Annotated in this window: 26 protein-coding genes; 10 read left to right on the plus strand and 16 right to left on the minus strand. The window is 64.6% G+C overall.

Translation table 11 applies throughout. From position 1 onward, the window contains the following. Nucleotides 1-4: 4 nt before the first annotated feature. A complete protein-coding gene (locus ABH915_RS12705) occupies nucleotides 5-298 on the minus strand; it encodes a hypothetical protein (RefSeq protein WP_370121775.1) in 294 nt (97 codons plus the stop codon). Here ABH915_RS12705 and ABH915_RS12710 point away from each other — a divergent pair. Both ABH915_RS12710 and ABH915_RS12715 read left to right on the plus strand, forming a co-directional pair. Next, entirely contained in the window at nucleotides 291-680 is a 390-nt protein-coding gene (locus tag ABH915_RS12710; RefSeq protein ID WP_370121778.1) for a hypothetical protein, read from the plus strand. The two genes, ABH915_RS12705 and ABH915_RS12710, sit on opposite strands and share 8 nt — an antisense overlap. 78 nt (nucleotides 681-758) lie before the next feature. Next, nucleotides 759-1,649, plus strand: coding sequence for an aminoglycoside phosphotransferase family protein (locus ABH915_RS12715; RefSeq protein ID WP_370121781.1), 891 nt, complete (start codon nucleotides 759-761; stop codon nucleotides 1,647-1,649). A gap of 47 nt (nucleotides 1,650-1,696) precedes the next feature. On the opposite strand, the gene ABH915_RS12720 is transcribed toward ABH915_RS12715, so the two are convergent. From ABH915_RS12720 to ABH915_RS12745, 6 genes are all read right to left on the minus strand, one after another. Further along, nucleotides 1,697-3,070, minus strand: coding sequence for an FAD-binding oxidoreductase (locus ABH915_RS12720; RefSeq protein ID WP_370121784.1), 1,374 nt, complete (start codon nucleotides 3,068-3,070; stop codon nucleotides 1,697-1,699). 60 nt (nucleotides 3,071-3,130) lie between these two features. Next, nucleotides 3,131-3,580, minus strand: coding sequence for a cupredoxin domain-containing protein (locus tag ABH915_RS12725; protein WP_370121787.1), 450 nt, complete (start codon nucleotides 3,578-3,580; stop codon nucleotides 3,131-3,133). Between the two features lie 114 nt (nucleotides 3,581-3,694). Continuing rightward, entirely contained in the window at nucleotides 3,695-4,456 is a 762-nt protein-coding gene (locus ABH915_RS12730; RefSeq protein ID WP_370121790.1) for a MerR family transcriptional regulator, read from the minus strand. 90 nt (nucleotides 4,457-4,546) lie between these two features. Beyond that, complete coding sequence (locus tag ABH915_RS12735; protein WP_370121793.1) at nucleotides 4,547-4,972, minus strand: hypothetical protein; 426 nt, start codon at nucleotides 4,970-4,972, stop codon at nucleotides 4,547-4,549. Then, entirely contained in the window at nucleotides 4,917-5,738 is an 822-nt protein-coding gene (locus ABH915_RS12740; RefSeq protein ID WP_370121796.1) for a Fic family protein, read from the minus strand. Before ABH915_RS12740 ends, ABH915_RS12735 begins: the two co-directional genes overlap by 56 nt. Before the next feature lie 114 nt (nucleotides 5,739-5,852). Next, the gene (locus ABH915_RS12745; protein ID WP_026266362.1) at nucleotides 5,853-6,242 is read right to left on the minus strand and encodes a VOC family protein; all 390 of its coding nucleotides are present in this window, start codon (nucleotides 6,240-6,242) and stop codon (nucleotides 5,853-5,855) included. Between the two features lie 445 nt (nucleotides 6,243-6,687). On the opposite strand from ABH915_RS12745, the gene ABH915_RS12750 reads away from it, so the two are divergent. Further along, the gene (locus tag ABH915_RS12750; protein WP_231386238.1) at nucleotides 6,688-6,906 is read left to right on the plus strand and encodes a hypothetical protein; all 219 of its coding nucleotides are present in this window, start codon (nucleotides 6,688-6,690) and stop codon (nucleotides 6,904-6,906) included. Nucleotides 6,907-7,041: 135 nt separating this feature from the next. On the opposite strand, the gene ABH915_RS12755 is transcribed toward ABH915_RS12750, so the two are convergent. Further along, nucleotides 7,042-7,434, minus strand: a complete 393-nt coding sequence (locus ABH915_RS12755) for an SHOCT domain-containing protein (protein WP_370121800.1) — start codon at nucleotides 7,432-7,434, stop codon at nucleotides 7,042-7,044. 105 nt (nucleotides 7,435-7,539) lie between these two features. Continuing rightward, nucleotides 7,540-7,695, minus strand: coding sequence for a hypothetical protein (locus ABH915_RS12760; protein WP_155855742.1), 156 nt, complete (start codon nucleotides 7,693-7,695; stop codon nucleotides 7,540-7,542). Between the two features lie 131 nt (nucleotides 7,696-7,826). Between ABH915_RS12760 and ABH915_RS12765 the strand changes: the two genes are divergently transcribed. Next, entirely contained in the window at nucleotides 7,827-8,270 is a 444-nt protein-coding gene (locus ABH915_RS12765) for a DUF3054 domain-containing protein (RefSeq protein WP_370121803.1), read from the plus strand. 88 nt (nucleotides 8,271-8,358) lie between these two features. Next, on the plus strand, nucleotides 8,359-8,640 hold the full coding sequence (locus ABH915_RS12770) for an Lrp/AsnC family transcriptional regulator (protein WP_018773069.1): 282 nt from the start codon (nucleotides 8,359-8,361) through the stop codon (nucleotides 8,638-8,640). A 71-nt stretch (nucleotides 8,641-8,711) separates the two neighbouring features. On the opposite strand, the gene trpD is transcribed toward ABH915_RS12770, so the two are convergent. Continuing rightward, nucleotides 8,712-9,773, minus strand: a complete 1,062-nt coding sequence (gene trpD, locus ABH915_RS12775; RefSeq protein WP_018773070.1) for an anthranilate phosphoribosyltransferase — start codon at nucleotides 9,771-9,773, stop codon at nucleotides 8,712-8,714. A gap of 148 nt (nucleotides 9,774-9,921) precedes the next feature. Between trpD and ABH915_RS12780 the strand changes: the two genes are divergently transcribed. The 4 genes from ABH915_RS12780 to ABH915_RS12795 all read left to right on the plus strand — a co-directional run bounded on the left by ABH915_RS12780 (nucleotide 9,922) and on the right by ABH915_RS12795 (nucleotide 14,263). Continuing rightward, a complete protein-coding gene (locus ABH915_RS12780) occupies nucleotides 9,922-10,560 on the plus strand; it encodes a heme-copper oxidase subunit III (RefSeq protein WP_173403075.1) in 639 nt (212 codons plus the stop codon). 86 nt (nucleotides 10,561-10,646) lie between these two features. After that, nucleotides 10,647-11,435, plus strand: a complete 789-nt coding sequence (locus ABH915_RS12785) for a c-type cytochrome (RefSeq protein WP_026537316.1) — start codon at nucleotides 10,647-10,649, stop codon at nucleotides 11,433-11,435. Nucleotides 11,436-11,535: 100 nt separating this feature from the next. Beyond that, the gene (locus tag ABH915_RS12790; protein WP_026266363.1) at nucleotides 11,536-12,606 is read left to right on the plus strand and encodes a ubiquinol-cytochrome c reductase iron-sulfur subunit; all 1,071 of its coding nucleotides are present in this window, start codon (nucleotides 11,536-11,538) and stop codon (nucleotides 12,604-12,606) included. Further along, entirely contained in the window at nucleotides 12,584-14,263 is a 1,680-nt protein-coding gene (locus ABH915_RS12795) for a ubiquinol-cytochrome c reductase cytochrome b subunit (protein ID WP_018773074.1), read from the plus strand. The genes ABH915_RS12790 and ABH915_RS12795 overlap by 23 nt, the downstream gene beginning before the upstream one ends. A 154-nt stretch (nucleotides 14,264-14,417) precedes the next feature. Here the strand turns inward: ABH915_RS12795 and ABH915_RS12800 are convergent, their stop codons facing one another. Continuing rightward, a complete protein-coding gene (locus ABH915_RS12800) occupies nucleotides 14,418-15,209 on the minus strand; it encodes a GntR family transcriptional regulator (protein WP_026537313.1) in 792 nt (263 codons plus the stop codon). A 271-nt stretch (nucleotides 15,210-15,480) separates the two neighbouring features. Between ABH915_RS12800 and ABH915_RS12805 the strand changes: the two genes are divergently transcribed. Next, nucleotides 15,481-15,774, plus strand: coding sequence for an HPr family phosphocarrier protein (locus ABH915_RS12805; protein ID WP_370121810.1), 294 nt, complete (start codon nucleotides 15,481-15,483; stop codon nucleotides 15,772-15,774). Nucleotides 15,775-15,924: 150 nt separating this feature from the next. Here ABH915_RS12805 and ABH915_RS12810 read toward each other — a convergent pair whose 3' ends face one another. The 5 genes from ABH915_RS12810 to ABH915_RS12830 form a co-directional block, all read right to left on the minus strand. Next, complete coding sequence (locus tag ABH915_RS12810; RefSeq protein WP_018773077.1) at nucleotides 15,925-16,326, minus strand: cytochrome c oxidase subunit 4; 402 nt, start codon at nucleotides 16,324-16,326, stop codon at nucleotides 15,925-15,927. Continuing rightward, the gene (gene ctaD, locus ABH915_RS12815; RefSeq protein ID WP_018773078.1) at nucleotides 16,323-18,044 is read right to left on the minus strand and encodes a cytochrome c oxidase subunit I; all 1,722 of its coding nucleotides are present in this window, start codon (nucleotides 18,042-18,044) and stop codon (nucleotides 16,323-16,325) included. The genes ABH915_RS12810 and ctaD overlap by 4 nt, the downstream gene beginning before the upstream one ends. A gap of 10 nt (nucleotides 18,045-18,054) precedes the next feature. After that, nucleotides 18,055-18,927, minus strand: a complete 873-nt coding sequence (gene coxB / locus ABH915_RS12820; RefSeq protein WP_026537309.1) for a cytochrome c oxidase subunit II — start codon at nucleotides 18,925-18,927, stop codon at nucleotides 18,055-18,057. A gap of 207 nt (nucleotides 18,928-19,134) precedes the next feature. Then, nucleotides 19,135-19,524 carry an iron-sulfur cluster assembly accessory protein gene (locus ABH915_RS12825; RefSeq protein ID WP_018773080.1) on the minus strand — a complete coding sequence of 130 codons (390 nt, stop codon included), beginning with the start codon at nucleotides 19,522-19,524 and terminating at the stop codon, nucleotides 19,135-19,137. A 169-nt stretch (nucleotides 19,525-19,693) separates the two neighbouring features. Beyond that, a complete protein-coding gene (locus tag ABH915_RS12830) occupies nucleotides 19,694-21,124 on the minus strand; it encodes a dipeptidase (RefSeq protein ID WP_370121816.1) in 1,431 nt (476 codons plus the stop codon). Nucleotides 21,125-21,205: the final 81 nt, after the last annotated feature.

A 21,205-nucleotide genomic window follows, 5' to 3' on the forward strand; every position in this document is an offset into this window, starting at 1 on the left:
AAAATCAGCCAGGCGCGGCCCGCCGACACGAGGCCAGCACTCCAATGATCGCGGTCACGACGACGACACACGTTGCTGTAACTGATGCGTTGAGGACGAACGAGAGTTCCATTTGGTGCGGGAGAAGCATAGATTCGTCCCACCCCGCATTGTCGGCGCGATTGATGATGTCTGCGTCGATCGGATTCCACAGGATGGCGGCGACACTTGTCGCCACCAAGGCGCAGAGACTCAGTGCGAGCTGGACGATAGAAAGTGCTGACGGCTTTCCATTGTGGCTTGACGGATGTTTGTCCATCGCCAACAGGCTGCCTTCCGTCGACGCGCTCCGGGGCGCAATCTTGATCCTCGAAACCAGCGAACTGCTCGCTCCCGCAGATTGGGTCAAGCGATGGTTTCGTGCGCTCGGCGAGCGTGGTGTCCTGGGGGCGGTTGACGGCGTGATGGTCGCCAGGCCTCCCGTCAGCAGCCACGGGCAGGTTCCACCTGCCGCCGAACGGGCTCGGCTGCGCGCCGCACAGCGCGATGTGGTCAGCACCGAAATCGCACGATACAACCCGGATGCCGTCGTGTGCATCGGAGTCCCCTTCGGGCACACCCGGCCGCAGTGGATCCTCCCCTACGGCGGTCGAATCCAACTCGATGGAGAAGCTAGGACGGTTACCGCCAGCTATGCGTGATCGTGGCTGTCAGTACCCGGCAAGGGATCTGATCGGGAAGTTTCACGAGGGTGGCACCGCACCGCGTAGCATCGCTACATGACACAGGTTGCGATGCCCGCTGCTGCCCGCGACCGGCTGATCGAACGATTCGGCCCCGCGGCAGCATCCTGGATCGACAACTTCGGAACGATCGTTGGAGAGCTCTGTGAGAAGTGGGGAATGGAGCCCCGCGCTGTCTGCGCGGGCGAGACCGGTGCCCTCGTAGAGTGCGTGTCGACCGCGGACGGAGCGCGGTACGCGCTCAAGCTCTCACCCGACCCCACAATCTCAGAGCAGGAGGCCTCGGCGCTCACGTATTGGGCAAACGCGCGCACTGTCGTCGACCTGGTGGACGCGGACGCCAACCGTGGCGCGATCTTGCTCCACTGGCTTCCCGATGCCACCGAACTGACCGAAGCGTGCAGCATCGCGGAGGTTAGCAGTCTCATCAGCGACCTCTACACGCCAAACAGGACACCGCCATCGAATGTTCCCCGTGCCCGTGAGCGCGTGGAGTTCGTGTTCGAGTTGTGGGATCGCCGACGACGCGCTCTCCCGAACTCACCGATCGACGATGCAGCCTGGCATCGATGCCACGCTGCTGCGATCGAGATGGCAAATGACGGGGATTGGCTTCTTCACGGCGATCTTCACCCAGGCAACATTCTGCGGACGGGTAACGGCGGCCGAATTGTCGCAATCGACCCACGGCCGTGCATTGGTGATCCAGCGATGGACCTCACCGACCTGGCTATGTCCGGAGCGACCAGCGAAGCGGCCATTCGCAGCCGGTGCCGACAGCTCGCTGATATTGCTGATCCAATCGACCCAGACCGGCTGTGGCTCTGGTGCCGCAACTTCGCCCCGATCATGGCTGTCTCAGTCGCCCGCCGTGCTGCGGGGACCGCCAACATCATCATCATGCGCACCCTCGCAAGCGCCCGCTGAGCACTCCCTGCCACGATCGAGGGCACAGCTCGAGTCATCGTCATTTCCTATCCGGTGGGGCGCACGTTTTGATTTGAGCGGAAGAGGTTGATGGGGTCGTATGCGGCCTTGACTGCGGCCAGCCGATCGTAGTTCGCGCCGTAGGCTGCCCTCACCCGTTCCTCCCCTTCCTGGCCCAGATCGTTGACGTAGACACCGCTCGCGGCAAAGGGCTGCATCGCTTCGAAGAAGGCGCGGGCCCAGCCGACGTGCCGCTCCGATTCTGCCGGATCAGACCACTGGGCCAGGATGAGAAGTTCGCTCTGGGACCGGCGATGGGGAAATGCCGTGGCTGCCGGGGGAACCCTCGCGGCCACACCGTGCAGTTGTTGCATTCCGATGCCGCTCGCCGCTGAAGGCATCTCGGCCGCAAACTGGAGCAGGACATCGATGGCGCCGGCGGTGAAGTCAGTGAAGAAACTCGATTTCCAATAGTGGTTCCGGCCCCGCGGAAAGCCGGCGTCGTGGGCGCTCTGCCAAGCGACATAGTCGGTTGGCACCACCACGTCCACAGCTGGGCCGAGCTCGCGCAGGGGTCGGAGCGCCAGCGCCGCCTCATCATGCCCGCCGCTCCAGCAGACGCCGACGCCGAAAACAGGGCGCCCAGAGGTATCACACCCCAGGCTGGCCGACATCGAGAGTTCGTCGGGGCAGGAAGCGGCGAATCCGGGATAGAACCCCAGGACCTCCCTTGTCCGTTCGGCCGGGAATGAGAGCGCTCCGGCAAGAACCTGCCCGACGGGATGCAAACCATAGGTGAAAGACGTGACAACGCCGAAGTTGCCGCCGCCACCACGGATGGCCCAGTAGAGGTCTGCGTGTTGGTGGGGGCTCGCCGTCAGCAGCCTGCCATCCGAAGTCACGATGTCGGCGGCCAGTACGTTGTCGCAAGCGAGCCCGTGTTTGCCGTTGAGCCAGCCGATGCCACCCCCGAGGGTCAAGCCGGCGATGCCGGTAACCGACACGACGCCGAGCGGCGTGGCCAGGCCGTGCGCCTGAGTGGCGGCGTCAAGGTCGGCCAGAAGCGCACCCGCTCCAGCCACGGCGACCCGCCGTTCGGCGTCGACCTGAACGCTCTTCATGCCGGAGCAATCCAGCATGAGCCCACGGGAGTCAACGGCGTTCCCTGCCACGTTGTGGCCGCCGCCCTTAATGGAGACGGGGAGATCGTTTTCCCGGGCGAAGGTCACCGCACGGCGAATATCGTCGGCGTCGGCCGGACGGACAATCACGTCCGGACGGCGGTCAATCATAGCGTTGAAGACCTTCCGGGCTTCGTCGTAGCCGACGTCTCCTGGACGGAACAGAGGGCCCCGGAGCGCCGAACTCAAGCCATCGACGTCGGCCGGATCAAGCGACGGCGAGGGGGTCCGGAAAGCCACGCCACGGCACCTTTCTCGTTCGAGATCGTCAGGAGCGCTCCCCGGCCCACGGCGTCGTGCTCATTTGACCGTCAGTGAGCCGTGCATGTTGGGGTGGTAGGTGCAGTGAAAGGCGTAGGTCCCCGGTTCGGAAGGTGCCTTGAATGTGGCCGTACCGCCGTTTTCCTTGACCTCGACATCAAAGAGAGTCACATTCTGGTCAGCGGTTACCGTGTGCTCGGCAGTGTCCATGTTGATCACCTTCACCTCAGCGCCGGGAGCCACGGCACCCGGGATCTCGTAGGCGAAGTTGCTGATCGTGATGGTCGCGGAGGCGGCGTTTGCCGCCCCGCTGCCCGATCCTGACGCGGCGGATCCGGCCGGGGCAGACGGTTCCATCGACATGTTGGGAGAGGTCCCGGCCGTCGTGGCGGGCGCCGGCGTCTGCGTTCCGCCGCCTCCGGCACAGCCGCTCAGCCCAATCAGTACCGTTGCCAGCACAAGTGCAGTCCGTGTCTTGTTGCTCGTCATGATGTGCCCTCCTCAACGCTGGAGGGGGCTGAGGAATCAGCCCGGCTTCCTTCCATTCTGCATCCGCCACCATCAAAAAGCACCGCTAAATAGCTGCGTCAGAGAACACGGCCATCAGGGCTGCGTCCTTGCCTTTTGCAGGTAGGCCATGAGTCCGGCCAGTTGATCCGTGGTCCAGGGCAGATCGGTGCTGAGGGCAGCCTGATTGTCATGCCACATGGAACGGGCCGCGGCTTTGGTCTCTTCGCCGGCATGGAACATGGATCCGATTTCGTCCCATGCCCTGGCCCAGTCCCGGATGGCCGGATCAGATACCGGCGTCCCATTTTCGACGTGTCTGAGACCCTCCTCGACCAATGCGGCCCACCGGACCTTGGCGGCCTCGATGCTGTCGCTGCCAAGTTCGGCTCTGCGGCCGGCCAGTTCCTGCCGCTGTTCTGGTGTGAAGTAGTTTTCCAGCATGGTGATCATCTCCAAAGTTGCCATGAACTGTTCCGGTGCCGGCATGGCGGCCCCGTCGATGCGCGACAGCAGGTCGCATATCCGGTCCTGCACCGCCTGGACCTGCTCGACCTGCCGGCGCAGGTGCAGCAATTGTCTTTCCAGGAGCGTGCGCAGCGAGCCCATGTCATCGGCAGGGGTTCCCAGTGCGGCGCCGATTTCGGCCAGCGGCAGGCCCAGCATCTGCAGCGCCCGGATCCGGTAGAGCCGCCGGACGTCGTCCTCGGAGTAGCGGCGGTGGCCGGAAGCCGTCCGCCGGCCTGCCGACAGCAACCCAATCTCGTCGTAGTGATGAAGGGCGCGGACCGTGACTCCACATGCTTTGGCAAGGTCGCCGATGCTCCACTGGCCTGCGGCACCGCTCGTCTCTGTCATGTGATCCACAGTAGATCCTCACCCCGCGTGAGGATCAAGTCCCTCCGCCGCCTCCTGGGGACGGGCCGCCGGCTCCGGTTCCGTCCCTGGTCAGCCGGCCTTCCCGACGTCGGCCAGCCGGTTGTTCAGCCGGTCCACCTCGTCGAGGACTTCGGTCGCCGCCCAGGCGCGGCTGCGCTTGGACTGGGTGACCGGGGTGATGACGCCGGCGTTGGAGAGCCGCTGCAGTGCGGCGTAGACGGAGCTCTCGGCGACGCCGGCAATATGGGCAGCGCTGTGGGCCTCGAACACGGGCCGCTCCAGCAGCCACGGGATGATCTTCTCGTCCGCGGATCCTCTCCGGGGCCTGGCCAGCTCCAGCCACATCGCCGGCAGCGCATCGAGGGCGGCGACGGATTCCCGGGCCGCATCCGAGGCGCGGACAGCGGAACGGGCCAAGTAGAGCACGAACGGATCGGCATCACCGGAGCGGTAGTTGTTGACCAGGCTGAAATACGTGTCGACGTCGGCGACCATCGCCGACGCAATCGGGGTGACGGTGTTCTTGGTGAGCCCACGACGCCGGGAAATCGCACCAATGAGGGCCCGCCCGATCCGGCCGTTGCCGTCGGTGAACGGGGTGGATGGACTCGAAGTGGGCGTGCGCGATCGCCGCCTGCGCCATGATCGGCACGTCGCGGCGGTTGCAGAAGACCATCAGGTCTTCCATCAGGTCCGGCACGAGCTCCGGCGGGGGCGGGACGTGGATGGCGCCGCGCGGTGAATGGTCACTGCCGCCGATCCAGTTCTGCACGTCCCTGAGCCGGCCGGCGTGTGGGCCGTCCATCGGGTCGTCTTTCATGAGCGTGTGATGGGCGGCCAGCATAGCCTCCAACCGGATCTCGCCGGTCCGCCCGGCGTCGTCGATCATCCCTTGCACAGCGTCAGCGGCAGCCACCATGGAGCGGGCGTCGTCACTGGCCTTGAGCCCGATCATGGCCCGGGCGTAGTCGTCGCGGTTGGCGTTGACGTGCTCGATTTTGGAGGAGGAGACCGCCTCGCTGCGGAGCAGGAACCCGCTGATGGCGGCCATCCGCGTGCCGGCGGTGACGTCCAGGGACGCTATGGCGACGGCGGCCTCTTCCAGGGCGACGATGGTCTCGCGCCCCGGATCGAACCAGCTCCCGGCGATCAAGGGCGGCAGCGAGACCGCAACCTCAGTGAATTCCCGGTCTTCGCGGGGCGGCCGCCCAGACGACTTCCACGGCATCGTCTTGCTGCCGTGCGCAGGCCAGCGGGTCATGGATCCTCCGGAAGTCTAAATAGTCACCTTGCTATTTAGACTTTAGGGGCTAAACATGAATAACGCGACGCGTGTTTGGGGAAACCCGCCGTGGCGGAGCACTCTGCCCTCTGTCTAGGAGCCGGCTTGCCTAGCGTCCGGCCCCGTAGCTTCCTGTATGACCCAGCGGTTGCCGTCCGGGTCACTGAAGTAGGCGAAGGCGATTCCACCCATGTCTTGGACTTCGCTGACTTCTGCTCCCCGCTGGAGCAGCTCAGCCCGCGTGGACGCCATATCGGGGACCACCAATTGCAGGCCCTCCAGGCTGCCCGGCGGCATGCTGGTCATTCCCGTGCCGATGACTATGGAGGTGGCGGAGCCGGGTGGCGTGAGTTGCACGACCCTCATGCCCGGTATGTATTCGACGTCGTGGTCCAGGACGAACCCGAGTCGGTCCGTATAGAACGACTTGGCCTTGTCCACATCACTGACGGGTACTTGTACGACCTCCAGGCGCATCTCCATGCGCCCCACAATACCCCGGCGGTCTCGCCGGAAGACCGGTACGGACAATGCCGCTGCGAGGTGGTCGGATGGCGCCTGCCGCGATTTTTCGAATACACGAATAAGCTCTCCACAGCTACGACAACATGCATGAAGCGCCGGAGCGCAGCGCCGGGAAGAACAGGAGCGCAGCGCCGGGAGGAACCGGGTTCGCGAAGGCCCGGGAAATTGCTCGTCAAGCTCGCGGCACAGTGGACACACGTTGCGGCTTGGGACAGCTACAAGGAGATGGATTTAGATGCCGCTAGATCAGCTTTTCGCAATACTCGCTTGCACACTTCTGGCTGGCCTGACCGTTTTCCAAGGCGCGTTGGCCGCCGGTGCCCCGCTCGGGAGATTGGCGTGGGGCGGAAACCACCGTGTCCTCCCAGCCAAACTGCGAATCGGAAGCGCCATATCCATTGCCGTGTACGCACTCTTCGCCTACGCCGCGCTCGCAAAGGCCGACTTTGTCCCGGCCTTGGTCAGCGAATCCTTTACGGCGGTCACCGTGTGGGTGATGACGGCATACTTCGTGCTTGGCGTCCTCATGAACGGGATCTCCCGCAGTAAACCTGAGCGTCTCGTCATGACCCCCACCACGCTTGCCCTTGCAGCCCTCTACCTGGGACTTGCACTCCACTGATGTCCAGCGGGGGAATCAGCAAGCATAGATCGTGCCGAACCTCGCGCCGGACGTTGCGCACGCCAAAGGAAAACGCAGCCGCGACGACGGCTGCGTTTTCCGCTGATGGGGTGGCCGACTTTGAAGGCGGTGGAGTCAGGCCTGGCTCAGCGCCTTCGCCTTAACAGCGTCGAATTCGCTCTGGGTCAGCGTGCCGGCGTCGAGAAGTTCCTTGGCCTTTGCGATTTCCTGGGTGGGGGACGCCTTGGCCACGGAGCGGATGTATTCCGTTGTTGCCGCTTCTGCCTGCTGGGCGCTGCGGGCCTGGCGCTCGGCCATGCTGCGGCCCCGCGCGATCAGGTATACGAGAACCGTGAGGAACGGCACGAAGATCAGGAAGATGACCCACACGGCCTTGAGCCAACCGCTGAGTTCGTGGTCCCGGAAGATGTCTGTGATGACCGCAAACAGTGCGAAGAGATACGCGATGAACGCGAATGACCAAAAGAACAGCCAAATGAAGTTCCAGAATTGCTCCACGGGAGCCATCCTTCCGTTCTGAGGAGGCCCTGCTGGCATCCTTACGCGCCAAGCTAGTCTCCCGGGCTGTGCGCTGTTAGGACCAAAGGGCCTGATTTCAGCGGAGTGGCGGGCCTAGAAGAAGTGCAGCTCGCTGGCCACATCCGGCGAGGGGTGCACCACGGGAGCCTGGCCAAGTTCGAGCAGGATGTCGTTAATGCTCAGCTGGCCGTCCAGCTGAGGATCCAGCTGCACCGGGACAACAGCCTCCGGAACGGCGTCGCTACTCATGCCACGATCATATGTGCGGACAGTCCCTGAGCCTGGGGGCCACGCCGACCGGGGTCCGGGGCGGGCACCGGGGGCGTCATGCGTAGTCCTCCTGCAGGGCGGCGATGGCCAGCGGGACTAGGCTTGGATGTATGCCTTCTCCAGCCCCCAGACTCCCCCGCCCGTCCGCTCAGGGCAGTCCACGTACCGGCCTCCGGCCCGCGCAGACAGCGGCCCTGGCCGCATGCGCGGATGCACTGCTGATTCTGCTCTTCGCAGCGATTGGGCGCGACGCGCACCAGCGCGGAGAAATCATCACAGGTGTCTTTGCGACGGCGTGGCCCTTCCTCACGGGCGCGGCACTGGCCTGGCTGGTCCTGCGGTTGTGGCATGACCCCCTGCAGGTGTGGCCCGCCGGCGTCGCTGTCTGGCTTGGAGCCGTCGGCGTCGGCATGCTCCTGCGGGCTCTCACGGGGCAGACGGTGGTGCTGCCCTTCATCATCGTGGCCCTGCTGAGCCTGGCCGTCTTCCTGTTGGGTTACCGGCTGGTGGCCGCGGGCGTCCGGCGGCTGCGTTCACGCCGCCGCCAGGCCTAATGCACTAGGCTTGCAGAAGATGGCAGCGCCCGTGCAAGGGCCGCCGACAGGCCCGCAAACGGCGCAACCGATCCGGAAAGGCTCACACGTGGTCACCGCATTCGTCCTGATCAAGACAAACGCTTCACGCATCCCGGAGACCGCCGAGGAAATCTCCGCCATCCCGGGGATCAGCGAGGTCTATTCCGTAACGGGCGAGTGGGACCTGATCGCCATCGCCCGGGTTGCCAAGCACGAGGACCTGGCGGACGTCATCGCGGACAAGCTCTCGAAAGTGCCCGGCGTCGCGCACACCACCACGCAGATCGCGTTCCGCGCGTACTCCCAGCACGACCTCGATGCGGCCTTTGCCCTCGGTTTCGAGCAGTAGCGAACAACCCACATACCAGCAGCACAGAGGACGGGCCCGGCAGAATCTGCCGGGCCCGTCCTACTTGATCTTTAGGCGGTCTGAGACAGGGCGACCCATCTGTCCAGCACGGCGGCCGCCGCTCCGGATTCAATGGACTGCTCGGCGCGGCTAAACGCTGCGGCCATGCGCTCCGCCAGCGGACCCACGGCGTCGAGGTCGAACGCCACCAATCCGGCCGCGGCGTTGAGCAGCGCCGCATCGCGGGCCGGCCCCGGCGCACCGCCCAGGACGGCCCGGACGACGGCGGCATTCGCCACCGCGTCGCCGCCGCGCAGCTCCTCCAGTGTGGCCTTTCGGATGCCGAGATCGCGCGGATCAAACATCTCTTCAGTTACCTCACCGTTGCGGATCTCCCACACCCGCGACGGGCCGGTGGTGGTGAGCTCGTCCAGTCCGTCATTGCCGCGGAAAACCAGGCCCCGGCTGCCGCGCTTGGCCAGCACTCCGGCCACCAGCGGGGCCATCTGCTCATTGGCGACGCCCACCGCCGATGCCTGGACATGTGCCGGGTTGACCATGGGGCCAAGGAAGTTGAACGCCGTCGGAACGCCGAGTTCGCGGCGGGCGACGGCGGCATGCCGCATCGAGGGGTGGAAAACCTGGGCGAAGCAAAACGTGATTCCCGCCTCTTCGGCGTTGAGCGCCACGCGGGGAATGGGAAGATCCAGCCGGACACCGAGGGCCTCAAGGACATCGGCGGAGCCTGACGAGGACGACGACGCACGGTTGCCGTGCTTGACCACCCGGGCCCCCGCTCCGGCGGCGATAAGGGCGGCCATCGTGGAGATGTTGACCGTGTTCTGCTGGTCGCCACCCGTGCCGACGATGTCCAGCTTCTCACCGGCAATGTCAATGGGGTTGGCGTTGGAGATCATCGCCTCCACAAGGCCAGCCAGCTCATCCACGGTCTCGCCCTTGGCGCGCAGCGCCACCAGGAATCCCGCCACCTGGGCCGGCGTCGCCTCACCGGACATGATGGAGTTCATGGCCCACTCAGTGCTCCCGGCAGTGAGGTCGGCGCCGCTGATGAGAGCGTTGATGAGCCGCGGCCAGGTGTTGCCTGCCGCCTGTGCAGATGCCTGTGAAGTCACCTCCCGATGCTATCGAGGTCGGCCCCGCAAAGACCAATGTGAACCCCGCCGGGAACTTTTCCGCGCGAATTCGCGTCTTTGTAGAAAAAGTCCTCCGAAAACGCGGTTTGCGTTGGGCAGGACGGACTTTTATAGACATAATGTCTATGTGACATCTGCGACCCATGCCCCCAGTACCCCGGCGCACCCGACGCTGAACCGCCCGAACATGGTTTCTGTTGGAACCGTTGTGTGGCTGTCCAGTGAGTTGATGTTCTTCGCCGGTCTCTTCGCCATGTACTTCACACTCCGTTCGACTTCCGGACTGATGTGGGCCGAGGAGACAGCCAAGCTCAACTTCCCGTTTGCGCTCGTTAACACGATCGTCCTCGTGGCAAGTTCCTTTACTTGCCAGATGGGCGTCTTCGCTGCCGAGCGGCTCCAGCCGCGCCGGACCGGCGGACGCTTCAGCTTTACCCAGTGGGGGATGAACGGATGGTTCATCCTGACGTTCCTCATGGGTTCCTTCTTCGTCGCCGGCCAGGCGACCGAGTACGCCATGCTCGTTTCCGAGCATGTCTCGCTGTCCTCCAACGCCTACGGTTCGGCCTTCTACATCACGACGGGCTTCCACGGCCTGCACGTCATCGGCGGTCTGATTGCCTTCCTGCTCATCATGGGCCGCTCCTTCGCCGCGAAGAAGTTCGGACACTTTGAAGCGACTTCGGCGATCGTCACCTCGTACTACTGGCACTTCGTGGACGTCGTCTGGATTGGCCTCTTCCTGGTCATCTACGTCCTCAAGTAGTCAGACTTGACTCTTTTTCTACAAGAGGCAGAATTTCAAGAAGCGGCTCCCGGAGCCACCGCAGGATCGAATAAAGGAACCACCACGTGAAGGCACTCTCGCAGAAGCGACGTCACCCACTGGCAGCAATTGCACTGCTGCTGATGGGCCTCTTGGTCACGGGTGGGCTGTACGCCGTTGCCACCACCGTCAACCAGGCCAAGGCCGACACCACCACCTACAGCGCAAGCGACGTAGAGGAAGGCGGCAAGCTCTTTGCCGCCAACTGCGCCACCTGCCACGGAATGGGTGCCAGCGGATCGCAGGCCGGACCGTCCCTTGTGGGCGTCGGCGCCGCCGCTGTTGACTTCCAGGTCGGCACCGGCCGCATGCCCATGCAGATGAACGGCCCGCAGGCCTACAAGAAGCCCGCCCAGTTCAATGAGGAACAGACCAAGCAGCTGGCTGCTTACGTTGCCTCCCTCGGCCCCGGTCCGGCCATCCCCGAGGCAGGTGTGCTCGATGAGAAGGGCGACGCCGCCAAGGGTGGCGAGCTGTTCCGCACGAACTGCGCCATGTGCCACAACGCTGCCGCTGCCGGCGGTGCACTGACCCGGGGCAAGTTCGCCCCGGCCCTCGCGGGTGTCTCCGGCCAGCACATCTACGAAGCCATGGTTACCGGCCCGCAGAACATGCCGGTCTTCAGCGACGCGAACATCTCCCCGGAGGGCAAGCGCGACATCATCACGTTCCTGAAGCAGATTGAGGCCAACGGTTCGCCCGGCGGCGCTGATCTTGGCGCACTGGGACCGGTTTCCGAAGGTCTGTTTGTCTGGATTGCCGGCCTGGGTGTCATCATCGCGTTCACCATCTGGCTCACGTCCCGCACGTCCTAAGCGGACCTTGCACCTGTAAGAATTTTCTGCTGACCCGTCAGCAGTTTGAATTGAAACCTAACTCGGCACTCGCCGAGACGAGAGAAGGATGAGGCGAATTATGGGCAACCATAGTGACGGCGGTCCGAACGACTCGGGCACCGTAGCTACGGCTGGTCAGAATGAGGTGGAGAAATTCCAGGATCCTGGAATTCCCCCGCACCGTTTGCGCCTGGCTGACACGGACCCGAAGGCCGCAAAAAAGGCAGAACGGCAGGTAGCCCTTCTGTTCGGCATCTCGGTCGTTGGCACCTTGATTTTCCTGGTGGCGTATTTCGCGATCGATCTGGGGGATGACTCCACGATCGCCACGATCCGTCTCCAGAATGCACTGCTGGGCCTGGGTACCGCGTTCGCGATGCTGGGCATCGGCACCGGTATCGTCCACTGGGCCAAGGCCCTCATGCCGGACCACGAGGTCTCGGAAGAGCGCCACGCGATCCGCACCGAGGAAGACCGCCAGGCGGCCGTCCGCATCGTCGATGACATTGTGGAAGAAACCGGCATCAAGCGCCGCCCGCTGATCCGCAACACCCTGCTCGGCGCCGTCGCACTGGCACCCCTGCCGGCCCTGGCCATCTTTGGTGACCTCGGTCCCCGGCCGGATGACACGCTGGCCCACACCATGTGGGCCCCGCAGGACGGCAAACTCAAGCGTCTTGCCCGCGACCCCGATGGCACTCCGATCAAGGCCGCGGACGTCACTTTGGGCTCTGCTTTCCACGTCATCCCGGAAGGGCTGAACGAGCTGAGCGAAGGCAAGCTGAATGAGAAGGCGAAGTCCGTTGTCCTCCTCATGCGCCTGAACCCCGAGGAGCTCCACCCCTCTCCCGGGCGCGAAGACTGGGCCTACAACGGAATCGTTGCCTACTCCAAGATCTGCACCCACGTGGGCTGCCCTGTTGCCCTCTACGAGCAGCAGACGCACCACCTGCTGTGCCCGTGCCACCAGTCCACCTTCGACCTGACCCAGCAGTGCAAGGTGATCTTCGGCCCCGCCAGCCGCCCCCTCCCCCAGCTGCCGATCTCCGTCGACTCTGAGGGTTACCTCGTCGCCACGAGCGACTTCCATGAACCCGTTGGACCGACCTACTGGGAGCGTGAGCAGCATGTCCTCATCCCAAACTCCTGATGCCCCCGTCTTCGTCGCCAAAACCTCAGGCGGCCGCATCACCGACTTCGTCGACCAGCGTGTTGGCGGCTCCGGAATCCTCCGTGAATTCGGCCGGAAGGTCTTCCCGGACCACTGGTCGTTCATGTTCGGCGAAGTGGCGCTGTACTCCTTCGTCATCCTGTTGCTCTCGGGCACTTTCCTGACCTTCTTCTTCGATCCGTCCATGGCGGAGACGCACTATGCGGGCTCTTACGCGCCCCTGAAGAACGTTGAAATGTCCGTGGCGTACAGCTCCTCGCTGGACATCTCCTTCGATGTCCGCGGCGGCATGTTCATGCGCCAGGTACACCACTGGTCAGCCCTGCTGTTCGTAGCCTCTGTCTCCGTGCACATGCTTCGCGTGTTCTTCACCGGCGCATTCCGCAAGCCCCGCGAACTGAACTGGGTGGTCGGCAGCGTCCTGCTCATCCTCTCCATGGCCGCAGGCTTCACCGGCTACTCACTCCCCGATGACCTGCTCTCCGGCAACGGCCTGCGCATCATCGACGGCGTCATCAAGTCCATCCCGGTCATCGGCACGTACACCTCGTTCTTCCTCTTCGGCGGCGAGTTCCCGGGCACCATGATCATCAGCCGCCTGTACATGCTCCACATCCTCCTGGTTCCCGCGCTCATCCTGCTGATGATCGTGATGCACCTCTTCATGGTGGTTGTGCACAAGCACACGCAGTACCCCGGCCCCGGCCGCAATGACGGCAACGTCGTCGGCTACCCCCTGGGACCGGTTTACGCGGCGAAGGCCGGCGGCTTCTTCTTCATCGTGTTCGGTGTCGTTGCCCTCATGGCGGCGTTCTTCACCATCAACCCGATTTGGAACTACGGCCCGTACGACCCCTCCCCGGTTTCGGCTGGCACCCAGCCTGACTGGTACATCGGTTTCGTTGACGGCGCACTGCGCCTGATGCCGGGCACGATCGGTGACTGGAAGGTTGAGCAGATCTGGTTCGGCCACATGTTCACGTTCAACGTGCTGCTTCCGGCCCTGGTCCCCGCGGGCATCCTCTTCACGGTCATGTTTGCCTACCCGTGGATCGAACGCTGGATCACCAAGGACAACCGGGAGCACCACGTCCTGGACCGTCCCCGCAACGCTCCTACCCGTACGGCAATCGGCATGGCCGGTTTCGTCTGGTACTGCGTGATGTGGGCAGCCGCCGGCTCGGACCTCATCGCCACCCACTTCCACGTGGCCCTGAACGATGTGACCTATTGGCTGCGCGCCCTGTTCTTCATCGGCCCGGTCATCGCGTTCATCGTCACGAAGCGGGTCGCCCTGGCGCTCCAGCGCAAGGACCGCGAGATTGCCCTGCACGGCCGTGAAACCGGCCGCATCGTGCGCCTGCCGCACGGAGAGTTCATCGAGGTCCACGCCCCGCTGGATGAATACAAGCGCTACAAGCTGGTCGGCTTCGAGTCCCCGGCCCCGCTCCCGGCGGTGCCGAACGAGAACGGCGTCGTCGACCGGAGGGAAAAGCGCCGCGCGAAGCTGTCCCGCTGGTTCTTCGAGGACCGGGTTGCCCCGGCCACTCCGGCAGAGCTGGAGGCCGCTCACGGCCACCACGGCGCCCACGAGGCCGTCGAAGCTGCAGAGTCCCAGAAGACGCTGAGCCACTAGGCAGCACCAAGCAATACACAGGAAGGCCCGGTCCCCTTGGGGACCGGGCCTTCCTGCATTCCCAACGAAACAACAGAAACAACAACAACGCGGGGTCACTTCGCGCCCCTAACCCCCCTCGGGATGGGCGCGAAGTGACCCCGCGTTGTTGGTGCTAGGGGCGGTACCCCGAGGCGTAGTTGCGGGTAGGCCGGACGCCGGGGCGTTGCAAGGGCACCCAGAGCTTGTAGCGGTCAGCCCGGTAGTAGGACACGGAGTAGTCCACCATGGCACGGGCCACAAAGGCGTGCCGCTGAATCTTCAGCAGCGGAGTGCCGACCTCGACGTTCAGAAGCCGGGCCGTGGACGGCGACGCCGCCGTGGCCTCGATCATGTCCTCGCCCCACTCCATCACCAGCCCGTAGCGTTCGCTCAGCACGTTGTAGAGGGATGTGGGCGGTTCGCCGTCCAGCAGCCCGGGAACCCGGTGGGCCGGGATGAAGTTCTCGTCCACGCTCATCGGCTCGTTGTCGGCCAGCAGGAGGCGCCGGAACCGGACCAGGGGTGTCCCCTCCTCCAACTGCAATTCGCGGGCCAGGAACGCGCTCGCGCCAATCTGCTCGAAGCTCAGGACCTTTGCGGCGGGGACCATGCCGCGGCGCTGCATCTCTTCGCTGTAGGAGGTCAGCTTCACCTGGAGATCCAGCTTGGGTTTGCGCACAAACGTGCCCAGGCCCACGACGCGCTCGATCACTTCCTCGCCCACAAGGGCATCGATGGCCTGGCGCACGGTCATCCGGGCCAGGCCGAAGCGCTGGGCGAGGTCCCGTTCGGAGGGCAGGGCAGATCCGGGCGGGCAGGCGGCGGCGATGTGCGCCCGCAGGATTTCCCGCAGCTGCACGTAGATCGGCACCCCGCTCTCACGGTCGATCTCGCCGATCATTTTGGACGCGTTAGTGGACGCCATGCTTCAGCCTCCGGTCGCGGCCCGGCACGGGAAAAACACTCATATCTCAAGGGTAAGCCCGTGGCCCGGCAGGTCTAGACCACGCCGCCGACTCAAGTCGTGCGGGGCACTCCCCCGCGGCTACCCTAGAAGGTAAAGACCGGAGCCGGGGCAAGGGCGCCCGCCCGCTCCGACGGAATGCCTGCCGAACGTCTCCACCTGGATCGCGGTCGGGTGGCCGGCCCGCCCAGTAGCAGCACGTACAGAACAACATCAGCATGAGGGAGTCCCGTTGCCAGTTCGCAAGGCAATCGTCACGGCCGCCATCGGCCTCCACGCCCGGCCGGCGGCAGTATTTGTCCGGGCGGTCACGGCGACCGGCCTCCCGGTGACCATCAGCAAGGACGGCAGGCCCGGCGTCGACGCCCGGTCGCTGCTGGAGGTCATGACCGAGGACTTCGAGTGTGGCTGTGAGGTGGAGCTGGCCGTCGCTGTGGACGCCCTCCCGGCCGCCTGCAGCCCTGCAGAGGCCGAGGGTGCGCTGGAGGAACTCCGGATCCTCTTGGAGTCGGCAGCGGCGTCCTGAGGGGCGCACGCGGGCCGGTCGCGCGAGGGCGCACCCAGCCGGCAGGAACAAGCCCGGGCAGCAACAAGGAAGCAAGGCACAAACGACGGCGGGCCCCACCATTGGTGGGGCCCGCCGTCGTTTGTTCTGAACTTTTAGTCCGGGTGCGCGCTAGTGCGCGTGGTCACCACGGCTGTACTCGTAGACCCAGCCGACCAGTGCGACCACTGCCATTCCGCCGGCGATGAAGACGATCCACCAGCCCACGGCCAGGCCGAGGAACCCTGCGGCGCAGGACAGGCCCAGCATCAGCGGCCACCAGCTCCAGGGGCTGAAGTGTCCCTGCTCGCCGGCGCCTTCGTGGATCTCGGCGTCGTTGCGGTCCTCGGGGCGCATGCCCACACGCCGGCCGGTGAAGCCGAGGTAGGCGCCGATCATGCCGGCGAGGCCGCCGACCAGCAGGATGGCCAGTGCGCCCACCCATTCGGTCCAGTTGGTCAGGTAACCGTAGATGAATGCCACGGGCACGAAGAAGAAGACGCCGAAGCCAAAGATCCTTGATTCGATTTTCACTTGGCGGTGTCCTTCTGGTCGGCGTTACCGAGAGCCGCTGCTGCCGGAGCAGGCGAATCCACGGTGTAGGACTGGGAAAGCTCCGGGTGGTGCAGGTCCAGGGCAGGACGCTCGGAGCGGATGCGGGGCAGGGAGGTGAAGTTGTGGCGCGGCGGCGGGCAGGACGTGGCCCACTCCAGGGAGGCACCGAAGCCCCACGGGTCATCAACTTCCACACGCTCGTTGCTGCGCCAGGTGATGTAGACGTTCCAGAAGAACGGAATCAGCGACGCGCCGAGGACGAACGAGGCGATGGTGGAGAACTGGTTCATCCACGTGAAGTTGTCCTGCGGCATGTAGTCGGCGTAGCGGCGGGGCATGCCCTCGACACCGAGCCAGTGCTGGATCAGGAAGGTGCCGTGGAAGCCAAGGAACAGCATCCAGAAGTGGATCTTGCCGAGGCGTTCGTTGAGCATCTTGCCGGTCCACTTGGGCCACCAGAAGTAGAAGCCGGCGAACATGGCGAACACGACGGTGCCGAAGACCACGTAGTGGAAGTGTGCCACCACAAAGTAGGAGTCCGAGACGTGGAAGTCCAGCGGCGGCGAGGCCAGGATGATGCCGGTGAGGCCACCGAAGAGGAACGTCGCCAGGAAGCCGATGCTCCACAGCATGGGGGTCTCAAACGTGATGGAACCGCGCCACATGGTGCCGATCCAGTTGAAGAACTTCACGCCGGTCGGAACGGCGATGAGCATCGTCATGAAGGAGAAGAACGGCAGCAGTACCGAGCCGGTGACGTACATGTGGTGGGCCCACACGGTCACGGACAGGGCGGCGATTGAGATGGTCGCGTAGACCAGGCCCTTGTAGCCGAAGATCGGCTTGCGGCTGAAGACCGGGAAGATCTCGGAGACGATGCCGAAGAACGGCAGCGCAATGATGTACACCTCAGGGTGGCCGAAGAACCAGAACAGGTGCTGCCAGAGGACGGCACCGCCGTTCTCGGGGTCGAAGATGTGCGCACCGAAGCGGCGGTCCGCACCGAGGGCAAACAGCGCGGCGGCCAGCGGCGGGAAGGCCATCAGGACCAGGATGGAGGTTACGAGGGCGTTCCAGGTGAAGATCGGCATCCGCCACATGGTCATGCCCGGGGCGCGCATGCAGATGATGGTGGTGATGAAGTTGACCGCACCAAGGATGGTGCCGAAGCCGGAGAGCGCCAGGCCGAAGACCCAGAGGTCACCGCCCACGCCGGGGCTGAACGTGGTGTTGGACAGCGGCGCGTACGCGAACCAGCCGAACGACGCGGCACCCTGCGGGGTGATGAAGCCGGAGACGGCGATCGTGGAGCCGAAGAGGAAGAACCAGAAGGCCAGTGCGTTCAGTCGCGGGAAGGCGACGTCGGGGGCACCGATCTGCAGCGGCATGATGACGTTGGTGAAGCCGGCGAACAGCGGCGTCGCGAACATCAGCAGCATGACGGTGCCGTGCATGGTGAAGAGCTGGTTGTACTGCTCTTTGGTCTGCAGGATCTGCATGCCGGGCTCGAAGAGCTCGGCACGGATCAGCAGCGCCATGATGCCGCCGAAGCAGAAGAAGATGAACGACGCGATCAGGTACATGTACCCGATCGTTTTGTGGTCGGTCGAGGTGATCCAGTTGACGACGATGCGTCCCTTGGACTTCGGTACTACGGGAGCCTCGAGGATCCCGGCGGATTGAGTGTAAGTTGCCACGTCGCTCCCCTTACTTGGTTTCGGCCGGGGCCGGGTTGCGGTCGTACTCTTCACCGAGCAGGCCGGTGTTCCCGTCCTGGCGCAGCTTGTCCATGTGCGCCTGGAACTCCGACTCGGAGACAACCTTCACGCGGAACAGCATTTCGGAGTGGTACTCGCCACAAAGTTCGGCGCACTTACCGTCGTAAGTGCCCTCCCTGGTGGGCGTCAACCGGATGTAGTTGGTCTTGCCGGGAATCATGTCCCGCTTCTGCAGGAAGGCAGGGACCCAGAAAGAGTGGATGACGTCGCGCGCGTTGAGCTCGAGGTCAACCGACTTGTTGACCGGCAGGTACAGGGTGGGCAGCTTTTCCTTGTCCACGTCGTTGCCGGTCAGGTGCGCCTGGACGCCCGCTTCGTGCACGTCCTCGGTGACGACGTTGCCCTTCAAGTAGTTGAAGTCCCAGGCCCACTGCTTGCCGCGGACGTCGACGACGACGTCGGCCGGCGTTGAGCGGTCATCGATCGACTGCTGATCGCGGTCGGTGAAGTAGAAGAACACCAGGACCATGAACAGCGGGATCGTCAGGTAAAACACTTCAAGCGGAAGGTTGAAGCTGTTCTGGCGCGGGAAGCCCACGGTGCCCTTGCGGCGCCGGTAAGCGACGATGCACCAGATCATCAGGCCCCAGGTGATGATGCCGACGACCAGCGCGGCAATCCATGAGTTGACCCAGAGGTCCATGATGAGGTCAGTGTGATTGGTGGTGCCACGCTCGGTGGGCAACCAGCCCTTCTGTACCTCTGGTGAACATCCAGTCAAAGCCAACGCGCCGGCTAGTGCCAAGCCAGTGATCGTAGTGATCTGTTTGCGTCGGCTGCCGGTTCGGTTCTGCGAACTCACAGACGGCCCTTCCTACTTGTTGCTGTTGCCCCGCAAATTACGGGCAGGGCAAACGAAAAGTTTTACTACTCGGTGTAGAGCTTACCGCTCCCCGGGAGTTTTCGCCCACATGTCCGCACCGTGCGTCGGGAGCTTTTTGTAGGCGCCGCTCGTTGAGGATCCTGCGGCACTAAGGCCGGGCAAAATGCCCGGCCTTAGTGGAAGGAATTAGTGGAAAGAATCTCCGCAGGCGCAGGACCCGCCGGCGTTCGGGTTGTCGATCGTGAAGCCCTGCTTGGCGATGGTGTCCTCGAAATCGATGCTGGCACCGCTGAGGTAAGGAACGCTCATCTTGTCGACGACGACCTCCACGCCGTCGTAGTCGCGCACAGCGTCCCCGTCGAGCAGCCGCTCGTCGAAGTACAGCTGGTAAATCAGGCCGGAGCAACCGCCGGGCTGCACGGCAACGCGGAGGCGCAGATCGGTGCGGCCTTCCTGCTCCAGCAGGCTGCGGACCTTTCCGGCCGCGACGTCGGTCAGCATGACCTCGTGCGTGGCCAGCTCGCCGGTCTCGGCGGCAGTGTTGCCGGCGCTGTTTTCATTGGTTGTAGTGCTCATGGCCTACCTTCTTGCAACGGTGGTGGCGGCCCCGCTCGCACGGTGCCCGCCCCTACTTAAACGGTATGGGCTATAGCTACATGCTACTTCGCGCAGCCTTGTAGCTCTAACTCCTGACGTAACTGTGGGAGACGGCTGGATGTTCCCCGGGCCCGCCAGTGCACGGGGGCTAGAGCGCGCCCTCGTCGTTCAGGCGCGCGAGCAGCAGGGCCTCGGCGACGATCGCGTTCCGGAAGTCGCCCAGGTGCAGCGATTCGTTGGCGCTGTGGGCGCGGGAATCGGGATCCTCGACGCCGGTGACCAGTATCTGCACGTCCGGGTAGAGATCCGTCAGGTCCGCGATGAAGGGAATCGATCCGCCGATCCCCATTTCGACGGCAGGCACGCCCCAGGCCTCGCCGAGGGCCCACATGGCCACCGACGCGGCCTTCGAGCTCGTGTCGGTCAGGAAGGAATTGCCGCTCTCCCCCGGGGTGAATACGACCTGCGCGCCGAACGGGGCGTGGTCTTCGACGTGCTTGCGGACAGCCTCCATGGCGGCTTCCGGGTCCTGTCCCGGGGCCAGGCGCAGGCTGAACTTGGCCCGCGCCCTCGGCAGCAGGGTGTTGGAGGCTACGTCCACGGCCGGGGCGTCAAAACCGATGATGGACAGGGCAGGCTTGGTCCACATGCGTGAGGCAATGCTGCCGGTCCCGGCGAGCTTCACGCCGTCGAGCACGGAGGCGTCAGCACGGTACTCCTCCTCGGTGAGGTCGACAACGACGTCATCGCGGCTCACCAGGCCCTTGATCGCGACGCTGCCTTCGTCGTCGTGGAGGGTCGCGATCAGGCGGGCCAGCAGGGTCGGGGCATCGAGCACCGGGCCGCCGAACATGCCCGAATGCACGGCGTGGTCCAGAACCTTGACCTCGATGGTGCCGTCCACCAGGCCGCGCAGGCTGGTGGTGAGGGCCGGAATGCCGACCTTCCAGTTGCTGGAATCGGCTACGACGATCACGTCCGCGCGGAGCAGCTCGCGGTGGGTTTCCAGGAACTGCCGGAACGTTGGCGAACCGGCCTCCTCTTCGCCCTCGAAGAAGAACGTCACGCCCAGGCCCAGTTCGTCCCCGAGCACGCGCGTCACCGCCGAGTAGGCCGCGACGTGGGCGAGGATGCCTGCTTTGTCATCGGCGGCGCCGCGGCCGAAGAGCCTGCCGTCGCGCTCGACGGCGGTGAAGGGGTCGGTTTCCCACAGTGCCAGGTCGCCGGTGGGCTGGACGTCGTGGTGGGCGTACAGCAGGACTGTCGGCTTGCCCTCCGCGGCCGGGCGGCGGGCGACGACGGCGGGCCCGCCGGGCGTCCCGTCTTCCTTGTCGCAGCGGAGGATCCGGACGTCATCGAAGCCGCTGGCCCGTACGAGGCTAGCGACGGCGTCGGCGCTGCGGTTCAACGGAGCAGGATCAAAGCTGGGCCAGGCGATGCCCGGAATGGCGACAAGGTCCGTCAGCTGGCCGATCGTCTCGTCGAACGATTCGGCAACGGCCTGGCGGAGGGCCTCGGCATCGATGGTGCCGTCGTGGTCCATGATGGTCTGCGGGTTCCCCGCGGTAGATGAAGTCATGGCCAAAACACTACCCGTGCTCTGAATCACTACAAACAGCGTCACGGCCGGGCCTGCACCGTGTGGGCTGGGTCTCGGGCC

Source organism: Arthrobacter sp. MW3 TE3886 (assembly GCF_041262145.1).
Classification (GTDB): domain Bacteria; phylum Actinomycetota; class Actinomycetes; order Actinomycetales; family Micrococcaceae; genus Arthrobacter.